The 15587-nt window shown below is 62.6% G+C and carries 15 protein-coding genes; 10 read left to right on the plus strand and 5 right to left on the minus strand.

Translation table 11 applies throughout. The features are described from left to right. Positions 1–184 precede the first annotated feature (184 nt). A complete protein-coding gene (locus H928_RS0118825; RefSeq protein ID WP_003056225.1) occupies positions 185–1384 on the plus strand; it encodes a site-specific integrase in 1200 nt (399 codons plus the stop codon). Then, entirely contained in the window at positions 1381–2517 is a 1137-nt protein-coding gene (locus H928_RS0118830; RefSeq protein WP_003056224.1) for a YhcG family protein, read from the plus strand. Before H928_RS0118825 ends, H928_RS0118830 begins: the two co-directional genes overlap by 4 nt. A 45-nt stretch (positions 2518–2562) precedes the next feature. On the opposite strand, the gene H928_RS0118835 is transcribed toward H928_RS0118830, so the two are convergent. Together H928_RS0118835 and H928_RS0118840 are read right to left on the minus strand one after the other, a co-directional pair. Next, positions 2563–3351 (minus strand): hypothetical protein, encoded by a 789-nt coding sequence (locus tag H928_RS0118835; protein WP_003056223.1) that lies wholly within the window; start codon positions 3349–3351, stop codon positions 2563–2565. Positions 3352–3357: 6 nt separating this feature from the next. After that, a complete protein-coding gene (locus tag H928_RS0118840) occupies positions 3358–4260 on the minus strand; it encodes a WYL domain-containing protein (protein WP_003056222.1) in 903 nt (300 codons plus the stop codon). Between the two features lie 89 nt (positions 4261–4349). Here H928_RS0118840 and H928_RS0118845 point away from each other — a divergent pair, with 89 nt between their 5' ends. The 5 genes from H928_RS0118845 to H928_RS0118865 all read left to right on the plus strand — a co-directional run bounded on the left by H928_RS0118845 (position 4350) and on the right by H928_RS0118865 (position 9980). Next, positions 4350–5543 carry a hypothetical protein gene (locus tag H928_RS0118845; RefSeq protein WP_003056221.1) on the plus strand — a complete coding sequence of 398 codons (1194 nt, stop codon included), beginning with the start codon at positions 4350–4352 and terminating at the stop codon, positions 5541–5543. After that, positions 5540–7795 (plus strand): Mov34/MPN/PAD-1 family protein, encoded by a 2256-nt coding sequence (locus H928_RS0118850; RefSeq protein ID WP_011517546.1) that lies wholly within the window; start codon positions 5540–5542, stop codon positions 7793–7795. The genes H928_RS0118845 and H928_RS0118850 overlap by 4 nt, the downstream gene beginning before the upstream one ends. A gap of 45 nt (positions 7796–7840) precedes the next feature. Then, on the plus strand, positions 7841–8911 hold the full coding sequence (locus tag H928_RS0118855; protein ID WP_003056219.1) for a hypothetical protein: 1071 nt from the start codon (positions 7841–7843) through the stop codon (positions 8909–8911). 376 nt (positions 8912–9287) lie between these two features. Beyond that, a complete protein-coding gene (locus H928_RS0118860) occupies positions 9288–9638 on the plus strand; it encodes a DUF2958 domain-containing protein (RefSeq protein WP_012204591.1) in 351 nt (116 codons plus the stop codon). Positions 9639–9701: 63 nt separating this feature from the next. Continuing rightward, positions 9702–9980 carry a hypothetical protein gene (locus H928_RS0118865; protein ID WP_021027902.1) on the plus strand — a complete coding sequence of 93 codons (279 nt, stop codon included), beginning with the start codon at positions 9702–9704 and terminating at the stop codon, positions 9978–9980. 142 nt (positions 9981–10122) lie between these two features. Here H928_RS0118865 and H928_RS0118870 read toward each other — a convergent pair whose 3' ends face one another. Both H928_RS0118870 and H928_RS31010 read right to left on the minus strand, forming a co-directional pair. After that, positions 10123–10422: a hypothetical protein gene (locus H928_RS0118870; protein WP_003056213.1), complete on the minus strand. Its 300-nt coding sequence runs from the start codon at positions 10420–10422 to the stop codon at positions 10123–10125. Positions 10423–10569: 147 nt separating this feature from the next. Continuing rightward, positions 10570–10833, minus strand: coding sequence for a hypothetical protein (locus H928_RS31010; RefSeq protein ID WP_012204589.1), 264 nt, complete (start codon positions 10831–10833; stop codon positions 10570–10572). Positions 10834–11357: 524 nt separating this feature from the next. Between H928_RS31010 and H928_RS0118885 the strand changes: the two genes are divergently transcribed. The 3 genes from H928_RS0118885 (at position 11358) to H928_RS0118895 (ending at position 14599) form a co-directional block, all read left to right on the plus strand. Further along, positions 11358–12185 (plus strand): DUF932 domain-containing protein, encoded by an 828-nt coding sequence (locus tag H928_RS0118885; protein ID WP_021027905.1) that lies wholly within the window; start codon positions 11358–11360, stop codon positions 12183–12185. Between the two features lie 75 nt (positions 12186–12260). Continuing rightward, on the plus strand, positions 12261–14327 hold the full coding sequence (locus H928_RS0118890) for a ParB/RepB/Spo0J family partition protein (RefSeq protein ID WP_021027906.1): 2067 nt from the start codon (positions 12261–12263) through the stop codon (positions 14325–14327). Positions 14328–14389: 62 nt separating this feature from the next. After that, on the plus strand, positions 14390–14599 hold the full coding sequence (locus H928_RS0118895) for a hypothetical protein (protein WP_003056207.1): 210 nt from the start codon (positions 14390–14392) through the stop codon (positions 14597–14599). A 130-nt stretch (positions 14600–14729) separates the two neighbouring features. Here the strand turns inward: H928_RS0118895 and H928_RS0118900 are convergent, their stop codons facing one another. Then, the gene (locus H928_RS0118900) at positions 14730–15248 is read right to left on the minus strand and encodes a GNAT family N-acetyltransferase (protein WP_011517543.1); all 519 of its coding nucleotides are present in this window, start codon (positions 15246–15248) and stop codon (positions 14730–14732) included. Positions 15249–15587 lie beyond the last annotated feature (339 nt).

A 15587-nucleotide genomic window follows, 5' to 3' on the forward strand; every position in this document is an offset into this window, starting at 1 on the left:
TTTTTTCATTTCACCATGACTCCAGCACCGAACTTTGCTGGACTACGCCGAAGCCCGATACAGCAGGTTTATCAATAACTTAGGCGAGTCCAACATATGCCGGTGCTTTCCGAAACCTGACCCGGCTTCCCCTCTGATGGCCCCTACATGGCTCTTGGGAATCGGGTCTTTCCGAGGAGTCATCGTGGCAAAACTCAAGCTCACCAAGTCCGCAGTCGATGCGGCACAACCCCAGGCGCAGGCCGTCGAACTCCGGGACACGCTGGTGCCCGGCTTCCTGTGCAAGGTTACACCAGCGGGCCGCAAGGTGTTCATGCTCCAGTACCGCACGAACGCTGGCGAGCGGCGCAAGCCCGCCCTGGGCCTGTACGGGGAACTGACCGTCGAGCAGGCCCGCTCGCTGGCCCAGGAATGGCTGGCCGAGGTGCGCCGGGGCGGCGACCCCAGCGCGGCCAAGGCCGCCGCCCGTTCAGCCCCCACGGTCAAGGAGCTGTGTACCAAGTTCATGGAGGATTACTCCAAGCAGCGCAACAAGCCCAGCACCCAGCGCGGGTATCAGGCCGTCATCGACCGCTGCATCGTTCCGATGCTGGGCCGTTTGAAGGTCCAGGACGTGAAGCGCCCGGACGTGGCCACGGCGATGAAGAAGATGGCGCACAAGCCGGCCGAGGCCAACCGTGCTTTCAGCGTGATGCGCAAGATGTTCAACCTGGCCGAGGTGTGGGGCCACCGGCCTGACGGCACCAACCCCTGCCGCCACGTCCCGATGTACCCCAACGGCAAGGCCACCCACCTCATCAGCGACGAGGACATGGGCAAGCTGTTTCGGCGACTGGAGCACATCGAAGCCGAGGGTCTGGAGAACTACGTCATCCCGCTGGCGATCCGCCTTCAATTCGAGTTCGCCGGCCGCCGCTCCGAAATCGTGACGCTCCGATGGGATTGGGTGGACCTGGACAACCGCCGCGTGGTCTGGCCGGACAGCAAGACGGGCGGCATGTCCAAGCCCATGAGCGAGGAAGCCTATCGACTGCTCTCGACGGCGCCACGGCAGGAAGGCACTCCCTATGTGCTGCCGTCTCCAAGCCATCCCGGCAAGCACCTGACCACGGGCGAGTATTACGGCGGCTGGAGCCGCGCCCTCAAGGCGGCGGGCGCCACGCACGTCGGCACGCATGGCATCCGCCACCGCTCCGCGACCGACATTGCCAACTCGGGCATCCCGGTCAAGGTCGGCATGGCGCTGACGGCGCACAAGACCGTGGCGATGTTCATGCGCTACGTCCACACCGAGGACGATCCGGTGCGCAAGGCGGCCGAGCTGGTGGCGAACCGGCGCAAGACGATCACCGAGGCGCAGCGGCCTGCGGAGGTGGCTGCATGACCAAGAAGGCGCCTGCGATGGCGGGAGTCGCACCCGCCGCCGTGCCTGCCGGCTACGCCGGCATCCACGGCGGCATCGTGGATCTGCTCGATGCCGCGCGCCAGACGGCAGCGCGCAGCGTCAATGCGCTGATGACGGCCAGCTACTGGGAGATTGGCCGCCGCATCGTGGAGGCCGAGCAACAGGGCAAGCGGCGCGCGGGTTATGGCGAGCAGTTGATCGAGCGGCTGGCAAGCGACCTCACCCAGCAGTTCGGCCGTGGCTTCAGCCGTCAGAACCTGCAGCAGATGCGGTCGTTTTTTCTGACCCGGCCAATTCGCCAGACAGTGTCTGGCGAATCTTCCCCGGAGCCAGTGCGGCCTTGGCGGCTGGACGAGCTGGCGCAGGTCTTCACGCTGCCGTGGTCGGCCTATGTGCGGCTGTTGTCGGTCAAGGACGAGCATGCGCGCCAGTTCTATGAAGCCGAGGCCTTGCGCGGCGGCTGGAGCGTGCGCCAGTTGGATCGGCAGATCGGCAGCCAGTTCTACGAGCGCACGGCGCTGTCGAAAAACAAGGCGGCGATGCTGGCCAAGGGCGCGGTGGCCAAGCCCGAAGATGCCGTCGCGCCCGGCGATGCCATCAAAGACCCCTATGTGCTGGAGTTCCTCGACCTCAAGGACGAGTATTCGGAGTCCGATCTGGAGGCCGCCTTGATCCGGCGGCTGGAAGACTTCCTGCTCGAATTGGGTGAAGGGTTCACCTTCATTGGACGGCAGCGGCGCTTGCGCATCGACCAGACCTGGTATCGGGTGGACTTGCTGCTGTTCCATCGCAAGTTACGCTGCCTGGTCATCATCGACCTGAAGCTGGGGAGTCTGACGCATGCGGACGTGGGCCAGATGCACATGTACTGCAACTATGCCAAGGAACACTGGGCCTATCCCGAGGAGAACCCGCCGGTGGGGCTGATTCTTTGTGCCGACAAGGGGCTCGCCCTGGCGCGGTATGCGCTGGAGGGCTTACCCACCAAGGTCATGGCGGCGAACTACCGGATGGTTCTGCCGGATACCGATGTGCTGCAAAAGGAACTGGAAAGCACGCGGCTCTTGCTGGAGTCTCGCGGAACGATTCGTCCCAAGACGTGGAAGCGGTAGACACACCTGCGGAGCTATACGCCTGTTTGGAGATTGGGCAGAACCTCAGTCTGTAGTCGGTTTTACGGCTTTCTTCCGTGAGGAGGAAGAAGGCAACGACGGCAAACATTCAAACAAACGTTCCGCATAGACGAATCCCATCCGCCTTACTGCGTCCTGATCGAAATACAGTAGCCATGCGGCAAGTAGCGCCAGCGAAATGAGCAATGTCAAGCCTGCGGCAAGCCCTGGATCGGCAAGGTGCACCAAGTCAAATTGGAGAGGTGCTACCTGCAAAATCTTTGCAATCAACAATCCGTAGACGACGCCCATGAGGCACGACAGGATACCGACAGGCTTCATCGCCAGCATGTTGCGATGAAATCCATAGGCGATGTTCTCTTTCAGCAAGAGCTGCTTGTTGGAACGCGTGAGTTCGCGAAGCCGCTTAGTGGCACCGATGTAGATGTCGTCTGCCTTGTCTGGGTTTGCTGATTCTTCTTCTGCCGTTGGCATGGCGATACCCAACTTGGCAGTGATCGCCGTGTGATAACGCTGCTTGCTGACACCATCAAGGAACTTGTCGCGGTGGCGTAGTGCGATGGTCGTGGGCATGCCACCCCATTTTGAGACCAGCATCTCTTCAAGTTTTTTACCACGTCCGCGCGCTACGCTCGCGAGTGCATAGATAGCGCCGCAGCCGCCCAGCAGGCCGATCACACCTGTAAGCACAGGGTGCCGAGCCCCGTAGACGCACAACAGCGGCACCAGCACGGGTAAGGCCACAAGAAGGCCAGGGATAACACGTGCCTTGCGCTCGTAGGGGTCTTTGACCAGTTCAAAAATTGTTGTCATGTGAAGTCAGGCCTGTGCCGCCAAGGCGTCGATATAGGGTTGGATTTCATCGCGGTTTTTTAGCGTGATCTGCTGTGCGAGGGGGTCTGGTGCTTCCTTGGTATGCAAACCCAAACGTCTCAGCGTGTAGTACAGAAACGCTTGGCGGCATGGAAGTTTGACCTCTCCATCTTCCATGCCGTAGTCCAACTCTAAGACTCGTTTCTTGGCTGCAGGCAAATCGGGATGCGGTGCAAGTACCAGCGTCAATACAGTTTGCCAATGCGAATCTTGGTTGGAGTCCACTTGGGTCGCCTCGAAGCCATCGATGCGCAGGATTCGAGCAAGGACGAAATCGCTGAAGCGCTGGCGCTTGTGGCAAAACGCGCGCATGTGCCAGCGAAAACCGTCATTGCCAAGGGCGTGGGGAGACAGCAAGCGAACCGATTCATCCAACGACGTCATGGACTGGTAGCTCACCAGAATGGATTCCTGCTGGCGGATTGCGCGCACCACTGCTTCGACGGTCTGCTCATTGATCGTGCGCCAAGGGGACGGGGCCCAATCTGTCTCCGGCGCGGAGCCGATGAAGCTGGCCGTCGGCTCGACAATTCCCATCTTTGTCGCTAGCAGTTCTGCTAGATAGCGTTGCGCCGAGCTTCGTTGGTAAAGCGGGTGAAAACTCTGCGCTGCCGTGTAGGTCTTGGAGCTGCGGTCGTAAGTCAGGTTGCTCGGCGCCAACTCCATGTACTTGGAAATGTCCAGCGATGCCTGCGGGACCGAAATACCAAAGTGCTCGGTGAGATCCATCCGGTTGATGCGCCGCTCCCAGCGCAGACGGAAATCGATGAATTGAAGTCTGCTCTCCAGCCCCCAACTTAGCCCCTTAGGCTCAGCAGGTTCGGCGGCAGGAACGGAAGGTTTTTGCATCAGTCACGCCTAAAAAGTAGACGGATATAAAAAATCGTCGTACATTAACTATACGCGATCATCCTTCGGTCGTCTACCCGGAGACCCCAGTGCCTACAACCATCACGTTTTTTCCCGTCGACAACGGGGACATGACCCTCATCAAGTTCGGCGATCTCGACGCGACGACTCTGCTGATCGACGTAAACATCAGGCAAGACGCCGACGACCCTGACGGGGAGGCGCGCGATGTCGCCAAGGATTTGCGCGAACGACTGAAGAAGGATGAGAACGGCAGGCCGTATGTCGATGCGTTCCTGCTGAGCCACCCGGATCAAGACCATTGCCGAGGGTTGAAGCGACACTTCTACCTAGGGCCACTCGACAAGTACCCGGACGACAAGAAGGACGACAAGGACAAGAAAATCGTGATCCGCGAGATGTGGTCGTCCCCGATCGTGTTTCGACGCGCCAGCAAGACGCACACCTTGAGCGACGACGCCAAGGCATTCAACACGGAGGCGCGTCGGCGCGTGCAACTGAACCGTGACAAGAATTTCGCCGTCGGGAACGGTGACCGCATTCAGATCATGGGCGAGGACATCGACGGAAAAACCGATGATCTCACTTCGATTGTGCGGAAGGTGGACACGCGCTTTTCAACGATCAATGGCAAGAGTTCCGCATTCTTTTCTGCGTTTCTTTTGGCTCCACTGGACGCCCAGGATGACGAGGAAGAGGAAGAGTGCCTGGTCAAGAACCAGTCCAGCGTTATTCTGAACATCACGTTGGCGGCTGACGCGCAGACGCCGGATGGTGCGAAATTCCTTACTGGTGGCGATGCTGAGGTGTTCATCTGGAACCGCCAGTGGCAACGCCACAAGGCTGAAGCAGATGTGCTTGAGTACGACATCATGCAGGCGCCTCATCATTGTTCCTGGCATTCGCTGTCCTATGACAGCTGGTCCGACTACCGTGAAAAAGCCAAGCTCGATGCTGATGCTCGCAAGGCGCTTTCGCAGACCCGTGACGGCGCCGTCATCGTCGCCAGCTGCAAGCCGATTGCAGATGATGACAGCGATCCGCCCTGCATCCGTGCGAAGCGTGAGTACGTGACGATCGTGGACGAAGCAAAAGGCGAGTTCTACTGCACAGGCGAGTACCCCAGCGAAAAGTCCGTGGAACCGCTCGTTTTCACCGTAACCGCTCAGGGTGTGCAACCTCCCTCGAAGAAGGAGTCCGGATCGAAGGCCGCTGCCGTGGTGACCTCTGCGCGCACCCCCATGCCGCACGGAGCATCATGACGGGCACCATCGCAGACGCACTGCATCAACTTCAGCGGCATCGAGGCCTTATCCGCGTTGGCGAGCCAAGGACAACTGGTGCATCGACGGAGATTGAAGTCGATGTTGCGGTCCAACTGCCGAACAGGTCTCGGCGCAATGGTATCTCTGAGACCGGAGTGCGCACCGTCGAGACGTGCGTGCTGGTATTCGGTAGTGACTGGCCCCTGTCTGCACCCGAGCCCTTCTTACGTGCGGACTTCCCGCTCAACTTGCCGCACATCAACCCCCATCGCCAAGGCGAGTTAGTCTCGCCGTGCCTATTCGAAGGGTCGTTGAACGAGCTGCTGCATCGGTTTGGCCTGGACGCCGTTGTCGATCAGTTGATCGACTGGCTGCACAAGGCCGCGGCCGGAACACTCCTGGACCTGGAGCAGGGGTGGGAACCAACGCGCCGAGACAGCTGTCCTTCGACCGTTGTATTCAGTGCCGAGAAGGTCGCGGCCGCCGCTCCCGCTGACGGCACGATTCTGGTGGTTCCCGCAGGCTACGTGACGATCGATGGCGGTCTGTACGCCATCATCAACGCCGAACTGACCGCACAAGTCGATCCTGTGTTTTATCAGGATGTTCACAACGACAAGCTGGGCAAATGGGGGAACGGCCATGCCGCGGCCTTCATCGCGCGCGCTCCGATGACCGACGGCCTCCCGCATGTGATCGGACGCTATCAACCAGAGACAGTTGTCGATCTCGCGACGCTGCTCGATCGAGCAGCGGAGCTTGGTATTGATCGCGACGCTTTGGCCCAGGAAGTGGACGGTTATTTCGGACGCTCAATCCTGGATATGCGACAGGACTCGCATGGCTGGGTGCATGGTTTGTACGCGATTGTGATTCTGGCTGTGCAAAGGCCAGCGTCGCTTGTGGGCTCGCCAGGGAGGAGTGTCGAGGTATTGCCCTATGTGGTGCGCTATGAACTCAACGCTCAATCGCTCCTGGAGCGTAACGCCACGGTTCACCCGGCCTTTCACGCGCATGCGTTGTCTCCTGAACTGCTGGCAAGGACGTCCGGCATTCCATACGCAGCCACATCACAGCCGCTGGTCGTGCTCGGCTGCGGAAGCGTGGGATCGAAAGTCGCGATGCAACTGGGGCGAGCGGGCTTTGGTTCGATGACTTTCGTCGACAACGAACCCATGTCGCCTCACAACGCCGCGCGGCATGCACTCATTGAGCGGGCATCAGTTCTGGTTCCGCCTCGGAAGTCGGCGCTGATGAAGACAGCCTTTGAATCGCTGTCGCATCTTCAATCGCGAGCGTTCGACACCGACGCAGTGACTCTTTTGGTCGATCCGGAACAGTTTGCGGCAACCGTTCCGCAGGATGCGGCCCTCATCGTGGATGCGACGGCGTCACTTCAGGTGCTGGCTGCAGAAACACAATCGGCAGCGTTGGATCAATCCCCAGCCCGATTGGCACGGATCGCGATGTATGGTCAGGGGCGCTGTGTGGCGGTATTGCTCGAAGGAGCTGGCCGTGCCGGCCGAGTTGACGACCTCACGGCGTTCTTGTTCGAGTGCTGCCGGTTTGCACCGGAACTGCGTGCGTCGATTGCCGGCGAGACGTCTGAGCCGACTCGGATTTTCGTGGGTGACAACTGTCATTCGCTGACGATGCCTATGTCTGACGCCGTTGTTTCGCGGTCGACGTCACTGGCCGGCCTGCAACTGGAACGATGGCTCGTTGATGGGCTTCCGAAGGAAGCGACGCTTTGCGCCGGAATCTCAGATGCCGAAGGCCTTGGAATGGCATGGACCCGCGCCAGCCTTGGCCCGACCACTGCGCTTGAAGTCGCAGACGATGGTGGCTGGAACATTCGGGTCCTGTCCCCAGTTGCGCAAGCAATCCATGCTGATGCGCTGCGCTGGGGTGCTCTGGAAACAGGCGGCGCCTTGATCGGCCGCATCTCGTTTGAAAATCGAACCATCACCATTGCAGGCCTTGTTGAGGCACCGCCTGACAGTGTTCGAGAGGCCGCCCGCTTCGTCCTCGGAACCAACGGGCTTGTTCAAAATTTGCGCGCCGCAAACGCGGCCTCTTTGGGGTATCTCGCCTTTATAGGAACGTGGCACAGCCACCCGAAAGGCGGCGCACATTCGGGTATCGACCGAAATACATTGCGCGGCATCGCCGAGGATGCTGGCGGCCTTCCGGCCGTGTCGTTGGTATGGACTCCGACAGGACTCACGTGTGCGGTGGATCGCTGGTAGGTGCAAAGCCACCGGCACTTTGTTGGCATAAAACAAGAGGGATGTATGGCTGACTACTTCGAGATCGACTTTCTTGGCGTCGAAACAGCGAAAAGCGGGGACGCGATCACGCTGCGCTACTCGGTGAATGGCACCGAGGGCGTGCACGTTGTTGACGGTGGGTATCTGGATACGGGTGATCAGATAGTCGAGCATCTGAAGACGTACTATGGAACAACAGTCATCGACCATGTGATCCTCACGCACCCAGATCGCGATCACGCCAACGGACTACGAAAAGTCCTGGAGCAATGCACGGTCAGGAATCTTTGGATCAACCGGCCGTGGATATACGCGGACCAGTTGATCGATCGCTTTGAGACCTATGAATCGGTTGAAGCCCTGCGACGGAAGTTGCGCTCAATCTACGATGCCACGGCAATTCTTGAGGATATTGCGGTGGAGAAGGGAATTCCAATCCATGCCCCCCTTCAGGGGCAGAGCATCGGTCCGTTCGCGGTCATGGCACCTACCCTGGGGCGCTACTTGGACCTGATCGTGGACTCCGCGAAGACACCGGAAGCTGTCGAAGAAAGTGCTTTTGATAGCGCGCTGAGCAGCATATTCCGGGCAGTGAAGGCCGCGACCGCCTACATCAAGTCCCTGTGGGGCGAGGAATATTTCCCGCCTGAGCCGACCAGTCGTGAGAATGAAATGAGTGTGGTGCAGTCGGCTGTCTTGAACGGTCATCGCGTCATGCTTACTGGCGATGCCGGGCGTGAAGCACTGCAGGAGGTGATCGACTACGCACCTTTCGTGGGACTCGCGCTGCCAGGTATTCGGTATTTCCAAGTGCCCCATCACGGCGGGCGACACAACGTTTCGACCGAAGTCTTGGATCAACTGCTCGGCCCACGGTTGAACAGTATGCCGGACAAGCACCATTGGAATGCCATATGCAGTTCTGCCAAGGCGGATGAGGATCATCCGCGGAAGTCGGTGATTCGCGCCGTATTGCACCGGGGTGGGCACTGGGCGGCAACTGAAAGCCAGAACATACGCATCGGGGCAGGCATCACCCGCGATGGCTGGGTGCCGATTCCCCAGGCGGCGTATCCGGAAGATCAAGAAAATTGACAGCGCCTGAAGGCCAGCACCACTTTTCAACTGCCTGCTGACAACTTGGCCTGCATCCCGACGTTCCTTCGTCGGGCTCATGGGCTGCGCCCCGAGCTTCGTGCCGAATCGCAGTCATCCGGCTTCAAGCCCGGACGCTCTGATCTGGACTGACGCTTCGGACCTGCGCGCTACGCTTGTCAATACCGGGGTGGCTGCGTGGTGAGGTGTGGCGGCTTGCTGTTCCCTTCATCGTGCCACGGCGTGCTCGCCGTCAATGACTGCGCACCTTCGGCGCTTGCGGCCTGGCGGCCGTCTTCGATCTTTGACTGCTTGCGCTGCGCCGTGCCCTGCAAGGGCTGGGCAATTCCGCCCGGTAACCTTACAGGAGTTCACCATGAACCACGCATTCATCACGGACGAGCAGCGCATCGTGCTGCTGGCCAACGGCCGCGAATCCTTGGAGAACCCGGACTTCGATCCGGCCCCAGTGGTCAAGCTGTTCACGCCGGATGCCGGCGCGACCTGGCTGCTGACCGAGATTGATCCCGATGACCACGATCACGCCTTCGGTCTTTGCGACCTGGGCCTAGGGATGCCGGAAATCGGCTGGGTCAGTTTTTCCGAACTGGCGACCGTGCGCGGGCGGCTGGGCTTGCCGGTAGAGCGGGATCTGCACTTTCGTGCCGAGAAGCGGCTGAGCGCCTATGCGCGCGATGCGCGGCTGGCGGGGCGTGTCGTTGTCTGACCTGGTTCTGGGGCGCCGCAAGGCGCTCCTGAGCGTTCTCAATCATTTCAGGAGGTCAAGGCCATGAGCAGCCACCACGACTACATCCTCGAAATCACGGCAGAGCATGATGCGTTCAAGCCGTTCCCACCGGAGAACGGCCAGCCCTTGCGCTTTGCGCTCGGCGACGCGGTGATCTATACCAACGGGTTTGGCGCACAGTTCCGGTGCCGCGTCACCGGGTTTTATCGTCCCAGCGGACTTTCGGGCCTGTACGCGCGCGGTGCGCGCTACCTGCTGGACTCGTCATCGCCGTGGATGCCGGTGTCGGAAGCCAGCCTGCGCCCCGACGACCCGGCCTGATGCCTTCGCGCCCCTGGCGGGGCGCTACGCGCTGCGCTTGCCTCCAGGGGAAAGCCCTGCGGGCTATCCCCGCCGCGCAGGCTTGGCGCCCCTCTCGCGCAGCGAACCGGCTGGTGCCGGATCGCTCCCTTCATGCCGGACATTACGATGGCACTTCGGGCGTGGGTGTGTCGGGTTCGTAGTCGCCCAGCCACTCGAAGAGACGTTCGATATCGCAGTCCAGCTGGTTCAGCGTGGCCTGGGCCATTGCGTACCAGGTGGTGCCGTCGTCCGTTTCTTCGGAGGCGGACAGCAGGACGTTGAGCTGTGCGCGCCGTCCCAGCAGGCGCTGCATCTCGTTGCCTACCGTCTTGCGGTCGGTGGTCCAGATGAGGGTCGGCAGAAAGATGCCAGGCCCTTCTGCTCCAGGCGCAGGCGTTCCGGGTTGCATGGGATCGCTCATGGTGGTTCTCCAGAAGGTGGAGATTCCACGGTAGGCATTGGCCCGTGACCGGGCCACTCGAAATTCGCGCTATTTCGGGGGGATTTCGGGATCAGCGCCGATCGGCCGTGGCGCAGTCATGCGGGCGGGCTGCCTTTGAGCCGGTGCTTACCAGGGCTTCCAGCGCCGCTGGGGTGTTTGCGGCACGGCGCCGAGCAATTGGATCGGCGGCAGTGCATGGGGCGCATTGTTCCTGGGGAAGCGCCGGCGCACTTCGCATTCCAGTTCGTGCGCGAGGCCGCGTGCGTCCTTCTCGCCGCGCAGTGCCCGTTGCCGCCAGTCTCGGGCCTGGGCCATCAGTTCATCGTCTTGTAGGGCTCGTATGTCCATGCCATTGCCATTTTGCCGATGGCTGGGTGGGTAGCTGTCCACGGGGATTTCATTGAAGTCATGTGGGCGTCCCCGGCCACCTGGGAGATGGCCGGTCGCGCTCTCGTGCTAGCGCATCGAGCCGCCTGCGGCGTCTCGCCCCCTTCGGGCTTCGATCGTTCCCTCACTCCGTTCGGCTGACGCCTCCGGCCCGGCTTCCAGCTTCGAGCCTGCGCGCTTCGCTTGCCGTGCGGTCGGCTTGTGGGATGGCCGTTGCCATGTCCAGTCCTCTTCCCTGACTTCATCACCTTGTCCGCGACTGTAGCCCGCGGCCGTGTGCCGTCAAGGCGCGCGGGTCCGTGTCCTCGGCTGCGCCTGCGGGCCGCCCCACCCTGCGCTTGTTTCCTTGACGGCCCCCGTCCGCGCGCTCCCTTTCGTCGCGGGCGATGAACTCAGGAAAGACGGTGGAAACAGGGACAACCGGGTTCCTCGCGCCGCCCGCACCGAACAGCCGAAAGGCTGGGCTTCGAATCTTGGAATCCGGTGTGCGGTTTTCTTCAACAGCCTTTTTGTTCAGGAGAAAGACCATGCAACTCGCATCCCGCTTCGCTTCCCATTCCCCCGCATTGCGCAGCGACTCCCCGCTGTCCGATGACCAGATCCGCCGCGTGGCCCCGTCCATCTTCGCGGATGCCCCCCATGAAAGCCGTTCCGAGCGGTACAGCTACATCCCCACCGCCGCCGTGCTGACCGAGCTTCGCAAAGAGGGGTTTCAGCCCTTCATGGTGTGCCAGACCCGCGTTCGCAACGAGGGCCGGCGCGAGCACACGAAACACATGCTGCGCCTGCGCCACGCCAACCAGATCAACGCCCGCGAAGCCAATGAAATCATCCTGCTGAACTCGCACGACGGCACGAGCAGCTATCAATTACTGGGTGGCATGTTCCGCTTCGTTTGCAGCAATGGCCTTGTCTGCGGCGACACCGTGGGCGATGTGCGCGTGCCCCACAAGGGCGACGTGGCGGGCCATGTCATCGAGGGCGCCTATCAGGTGCTGAGCGGCTTCGAGCATGCGCAGGAATCGCGCGAATCCATGCAGGCCATCACGCTGGATGCCGGGGAATCGGAAGTGTTCGCCCGCGCCGCGCTGGCCCTCAAGTACGACGACCCAACCAAGCCCGCGCCCGTCACGGAATCGCAAATCCTGATGCCGCGCCGCTTCGACGACCGCCGCCCCGACCTGTGGAGCGTGTTCAACCGCACGCAGGAGAACCTGACCAAGGGCGGATTGCATGGCCGCGCCGCCAATGGCCGCAGACAGCAGACCCGCCCCGTGCAGGGCATTGATTCGGACATTCGCCTGAACCCCGCCCTGTGGCTGCTGGCCGATGGCATGCGCGCCCTCAAGGCCTGACCCCCTCTGACGTGTTCCCCGCCGGAGGGGCGGTTTCCCCTCCATTCCCTTGTTTCACTTGATTGGAGATTCACCATGAACGCCGTTACTTACACCGAAGCTCAAGCCCTCGACAGCCGCGCAAACGTGCTGCAAGCCGCCGACCCGAGCAAGCACATGATTCTGGTTCGGCTGTCGCGGCTGGGGCTGCGCCCCACGGGCCGCAACGTGCGCAAGACCGTCCCGCGCATGTCCATCCCCGAGCTGGCCGCGAGCATTCAGCGCGTGGGCCTGCTGCAAAACCTGATCGTGATTCCCGCCGCCGATGACCTGCATTACGAGGTGGTGGCAGGTGGCCGACGCTTTGCGGCCCTCAAGCTGCTGGCAAAGAAGCACCGTATCGCCAAGGATTGGGACGTGCCTTGCCTGCAGGTGGCCGATGGCACGGCCCGCACCGCCAGCCTGACCGAGAACGTGCAGCGCGAAGCCATGCACCCAGCAGACCAGTTTGAAGCCTTCGCCGCGCTGGTGGCCGAAGGCCGACCGATTGAGGACATTGCGGCGGATTTCTCCGTTACGCCGCTGGTGGTGCAGCGCCGCTTGAAGCTCGCCAATGTCTCGCCGCGTTTGATGGAGGACTACCGGGCCGATGCCGTGAGCCTCGATCAGCTGATGGCGCTCTCCATCACCGACGACCACGCCGCGCAGGAATGCGCGTTCTACGATGCGCCGCAATGGCAGCGCCAACCCTCGCACTTGCGCGAACGTCTGACGGAGCGCGAGATTGACGCCTACCGGCATCCGCTGGTGCGCTTCGTCGGGCTGGACACCTACGAGCAGGCGGGCGGCGGCATCCGCCGCGACCTGTTCGCGGAGGGCGATGCAGGCGTGTACCTGACCGACGCCGCGCTGCTGGAACGACTGGCGCAAGACAAGCTGGCGGGCATCGCCGCAGAGGTGAAGGCCGAGGGCTGGGCTTGGGCTGATGCCACGCCGGGCGTGACCCCTGCCGATCTGCACGCCTTCCAGCGTGCGCCGAGGGAGCGCCGCGAGCCGAACAAGCGCGAAGCACAGCGCATCGAGAGGCTGCAAGCCAAGATGCAGGAGGTGGCCGAAGCCATTGATGCCGCGACGGACGCCGACGACGAGGACAAGGCCGATGCGCTGCAAGAGGAAGGCGAGCGGCTGGGCGAGCAGTTGCAGGCGCTGGAAGACGGCTTGCAGGGGTACGGCGCGAACGTGAAGGCCGCAGCCGGGGCCATCGTCACCATCGGCCGCAACGGCGAGGTGGTGATTCATCGCGGACTGCTGCGCGAGGCCGAGGCCAAGGCACTGCGCACACTGGAGAAGCTGCGCCAAGGGTTCAGCGACCCAGATGCCGCGAACGATGACGAAGGCGAGGACGACGAGCCGCCCAAGGCAGCAGCGATTTCCGACCGACTGGCCCAGCGCCTGAGCGCCCATCGCACCGCCGCGCTGCAAATCGAGGTGGCCCGGCATCCGCAGGTGGCGGTGGCCGCGCTGGTGCATGGCATGGTGCAGACCGTCTTGCAGGGCCGCTACTACGGGCGCGACCTGCCGCTGGGCGTGAGCCTGAAAGTCCAAGACCGGCTGGACGGCATGGCCCCGGACTGGCCCGAGTCACCCGCCGCTGTGGCGCTGCGTGAATTGCAGCAGGCGTGGAGCGGCAAGCTGCCCGAGGACAGCGCCGAACTGTTTGCCGCGCTGCTGGCGATGGAGCAAGGCGAACTGGTCAAGCTGCTGGCCGTGTGCGTGGCTTCCACGGTGGACGTGGTGACGCCTCGCGCCACACCGCACCAGCCCGGCGAGGAACTGGCGCAGGCCGTGGGCCTCGACATGGCCGCATGGTGGCAGCCGACCGCCGAGGGGTATTTCAAGCACGTTCCGAAGGCGGCAGTTCTGCAAGCCGTGGGCGAGTACGCGCCCGATCAGGTTTCCCGGCTGGCGAAGCTGAAGAAGGCCGACATTGCCAGCGAAGCCGAGCGGCTGGCCGATGGCGCGGGTTGGATGCCTGCCATCTTTAAGGTCGAAGGCCCGCAGCAGGCAGTGAAGGAAAGCGCGCAGGAGGCAGGCCCGGAGCAGGACGCCCCGGAGGATGCCGAGGCAATGGCGGATGAACCCGCCGAGGCGCTGGCCGCTTGACCCACGCCGAAGGCAAGCGCCCCGGCTTCGACCGGGGCGCTTCGCTGCAAGGAGAAGCCCCCATGACCCGCACCACCACCAACCGCCCGCGCATGGCGGCGGTCTATGCACCCGGCACGGTGCGCGCCCGCCGCTGGCACGGCGATGGCGACGTGCGCGGCTACCGACCGCCCTCGGGCTGGTCGGCCCGCGCTGACCTCACCGACATACATCCCATCACGGGCCGCGCCTTGCCGCGTGCCGTGTGGTGGATCATCGAAACGAAGGAATGATCATCGTCAGCACCGCGCCCAGGCCGTTCCGCCCTGGGCGCGGTGAAACGCATAATCCGGGCGCGGCGGTGGCCGCGCCCGGTGTTGAAGCCGAATAGCCGGGGCATTACGCCGCCGCCTTCACTGGCACTCAGGCGGCGGCGTTGAAGGCATCGCTGTACTGCGCGATGCCTTCGGGCACTGGCCCATGGAAGGCCAGTGCGAGAAAATAGCCGGGCGGCACGCCCGGCAGTTGCAGGCCCGCATGGGCCTGGAAGCCAAAGCGCCCGTAGTACGCGGGCTCTCCGAGCAGCACACAGCCTTCGGCCTGCATGGCCCGCAGTTCAGACAGCGCCTGTTCCATCAGGCGCGAGCCGATGCCGTGCCCCTGCCTCTGCGGCAGGACGGAGATCGGCCCCAGGCCGCACCAGCCTTTGGCCTTGTGGCCGTGGTCGTTGGTGATAGTCACCGGCGACAGAGCCACATGGCCGACGACCTGGCCGTGTTCTTCGGCCACGATGGAAAGCGTCAGTTCGCTAGCGTCGCGCAATGCACGCACGATGAATTGCTCCGTGTGGCTGGTGTGCGGCGCATCGGCGAAGGCGGCAATGGTCACGGCCTCGATAGCGGCAATGTCGTTCGTGGTTTCGTGTCGTAGCTGGATGGTCATGGTGTTCTGCGTTCCCTGCTCAAAATATAGAACGGCCTGGGCGTGTCGGCGCGTAGCGCCGCCGGGCTTTCGGGCTGCGCCCCGTGCCGACTTCGCTGTCACGGCCATTCGGCTTCAATCCACTCACGCCTTCGCGCCTGCGGCGCTGCGCGCTGCGCTTGCCTCCGGGGGATCGGCGCAAGGCCCATCCCCGCCGCGCGAGCTTGGCGCCCCTCGATGCCGCCGAACCGTCGATGCCGGATCGGCCCGGCCAGCGCCCCGCCGCAATGGACGGAGCTGGCGAACACGCTGGTGCTTGCTGCGGCAGGTTGTGCGAATGCGTGCCGTCCTCAACGCTGG

The sequence above is a fragment of the Comamonas sp. B-9 genome (assembly GCF_000410635.1).
Taxonomy (GTDB): domain Bacteria; phylum Pseudomonadota; class Gammaproteobacteria; order Burkholderiales; family Burkholderiaceae_C; genus Comamonas.